General features: G+C 35.7%; 3 protein-coding genes. 1 reads left to right on the forward strand and 2 read right to left on the reverse strand.

Annotated elements, in window-relative coordinates:
* Positions 1-234 precede the first annotated feature (234 nt).
* A complete protein-coding gene (locus tag V7183_RS05515) occupies positions 235-735 on the forward strand; it encodes a DoxX family protein (protein ID WP_335358938.1) in 501 nt (166 codons plus the stop codon).
* A gap of 41 nt (positions 736-776) precedes the next feature.
* Here the strand turns inward: V7183_RS05515 and V7183_RS05520 are convergent, their stop codons facing one another.
* Both V7183_RS05520 and V7183_RS05525 read right to left on the reverse strand, forming a co-directional pair.
* On the reverse strand, positions 777-1,655 hold the full coding sequence (locus V7183_RS05520) for an alpha/beta fold hydrolase (RefSeq protein ID WP_438825156.1): 879 nt from the start codon (positions 1,653-1,655) through the stop codon (positions 777-779).
* 24 nt (positions 1,656-1,679) lie between these two features.
* The gene (locus V7183_RS05525; RefSeq protein ID WP_097896981.1) at positions 1,680-2,519 is read right to left on the reverse strand and encodes a GNAT family N-acetyltransferase; all 840 of its coding nucleotides are present in this window, start codon (positions 2,517-2,519) and stop codon (positions 1,680-1,682) included.
* Positions 2,520-2,595: the final 76 nt, after the last annotated feature.

Consider the following 2,595-nt stretch of genomic DNA (forward strand, 5'->3'; position numbering starts at 1 on the left):
AGTACGTTTTATTCTTTATCATATCATTTTTTTATGAAAGATAGTGAAAATCATTATCAATTATGTTATGATGTGTTTAAGTTTTTTGCAGGGAAATGAAAGTAACTATATAAATGTTAGTCTTTAACAATCTATGTGATTATCATAAATTATTGATAATTAACATGATAAAATAAGTAACTAATGTTATTGCATTTTCTGTAACTAACTTAATTACAGTTTTAGGGGGATTATATGGTTATTCAATTTTTGAGAGAAAACAAAGCAGTTTCTTTTGTGTTAGCGGTTATCCGTGTTTATCTTGGGTATACATGGGTGATGGCTGGTATCGGTAAACTCCAAGGTAATGGATTTAATGCGACAGGTTATTTGCAAGGAGCTATTGAAAAATCAAAAGGAGCACAACCAGCTGTTCAATCTTGGTGGGCATCATTTTTACAAGACTTTGCCATCCCGAATGTCGATCTATTTAACACACTTGTAACGTGGGGAGAGATTCTAGTTGGAATAGGTTTAATTGTAGGTTGTTTAACGAAAACAGCTGTCTTTTTTGGCCTTGTAATGAACTTTTCCTATATGTTTAGTGGGTCTCTAGGTGTAAATCCACAAATGGTTATTTTATCTATGTTCGTTCTTGTCTCTGGTATGAATGCCGGAAAACTTGGAGTCGATGGCTGGATTATACCCAAATTACTAGGTTCAAAAATGCACAGACGACAAAAATCAGCTGCTTAATATATGCAACGGGTATCTCAAAGATGGGATACCCGTTTTTGTTACTTCGTTGTTTGGATTGGATTCTTTTCAAAAAATTCTTTTACATATCCCATAAATTCTTCTGGTTCTTGGCGAAATGGTGCATGATAACCTTTTTCTATAACGTGGAAAGTACTGTTTTTTAAGAATTGATGATAGGATTCACCTTCTGTAACAGGGACACTATCGTCATGTCTTCCCCAAATAATTAAAGTTGGAGCTTGAATTTCATTAGCATTAATACGAAGACGGTTGGCCCACAGCGTGTTTTTCATTTTTGTATAGTGTTCTGTGTCATCCCGTTTGAATTTTACTTTGCTTTCATCATAATTTGCAATAGAAGAAATCGTATGTAAATCGCTCGATAGCTGAGGCTTTGGTGAGCCTTTTTTATTCGTTAACGATCTAATCCCTGTGGCATCCGTTAAAATAAGATGGGTCACTGCATCGGGATATAAGTATGTTAAATTTAGAGAAATTTCTCCTCCCATGGAGTGACCAAGGACTGAAAATGTATCGTAGCCTAGTTTTTTCATTAACTTATAATATAAGTTTGCTTGATTTGGGAATGTATATTGGAAATCCATTGGTTTAGACGAGCGACCAAATCCTAAAATGTCAACAGCAATAATGGTATGGTCTTTTGCTAATTCGGAATAAATATCACGAAAGCCGTTAGATGATCCGTCGAATCCATGAAGCATAAGTAATGGTGGTTTCTTTTTTCCAATTTGTTTGAAATAAATAGTTTGTCCATCTATTTCGACCATTTTTTCATCGGTAGTTAATTTGGTTGCAATTGTATCTTTTACTTGTTTTGCTTGTTCTGCTGGCTTTTCTGCCATACTGCATCCCGCTAATAGGGTAAGAGCGAGGCAACTCACCATATAATATTTCATTCGATTCAAATAGGTGTCCCCTTTCTAACATAACGCTGCATCTATCATAGCAAATAGCATATCGCGATTTCCAGAGAGGTGTTTTCCATTTTTTATCATAAGAGGTGAAAGTAGTGTTTCTTGGAAATTTTCTGCTTGAAGGTATTTACGAAATGTAAATTGTGAATGTGGAACATCAATACGGATTGCTCCATTCCAAGCGTTACAAATCATTTGTAATAACCGTATAGCATCTTCCTCCTGTTTGGCGATCATGGGGGTAACGCATAATACATCCCCTTTTTGTGTACATAATGCAAAGGCTTCTATTTTATGGTCTTTTTCTAATTTAAGAGAGAAGTTGGCCCTAGATAGTAATAATGAATAGAGATGTGATCGATGAGCGGCTGTTGCCATTTGATCCAGTTCAATCAGAGAGTCAAGATCATGTTGTTCAATTTGCTTTAAATGAGAGAGATTCGTAGTTGAGTTCGTAACAAGTTTTTCGAATCGATGAATTTTTGTTATTGTCTTAAAACCATATGATTCATATAAAGGTATACCAGCTTCTGTTGCAATAAGGATAGTAGGAAGGGCGGCCTCGGCTAGTTGCAGACAATGATCTAGCAAGGCGCGGCCAATTCCTTGTCTCTGAAAGTCAGGATGAACGATTAGCATACCAATGGAAGAAAAGCCGGGTTCAAAAGGAAATACTCCTCCAGTAGCGATTAGTTTGTTGCGATGGAGACACCCGAATAATGTTCCGACTGAAAGGTACATTTCAAATTGTTTCTTCATAAACGATTCATGCTGTAACCAACCAACAGCCTCACAAAGCGAAAGAAGATCTGGAATACTAGATTCATTTAGTTTTTGTATTTGCATAGAGAATCACCACATTTCTAATTATATATACATCAATTAAAAAACCGACATATCCCCCTTTTCTTTTTAGATGGGA

It is taken from the genome of Bacillus sp. JJ1127, from assembly GCF_036965845.1.
Classification (GTDB): domain Bacteria; phylum Bacillota; class Bacilli; order Bacillales; family Bacillaceae_G; genus Bacillus_A.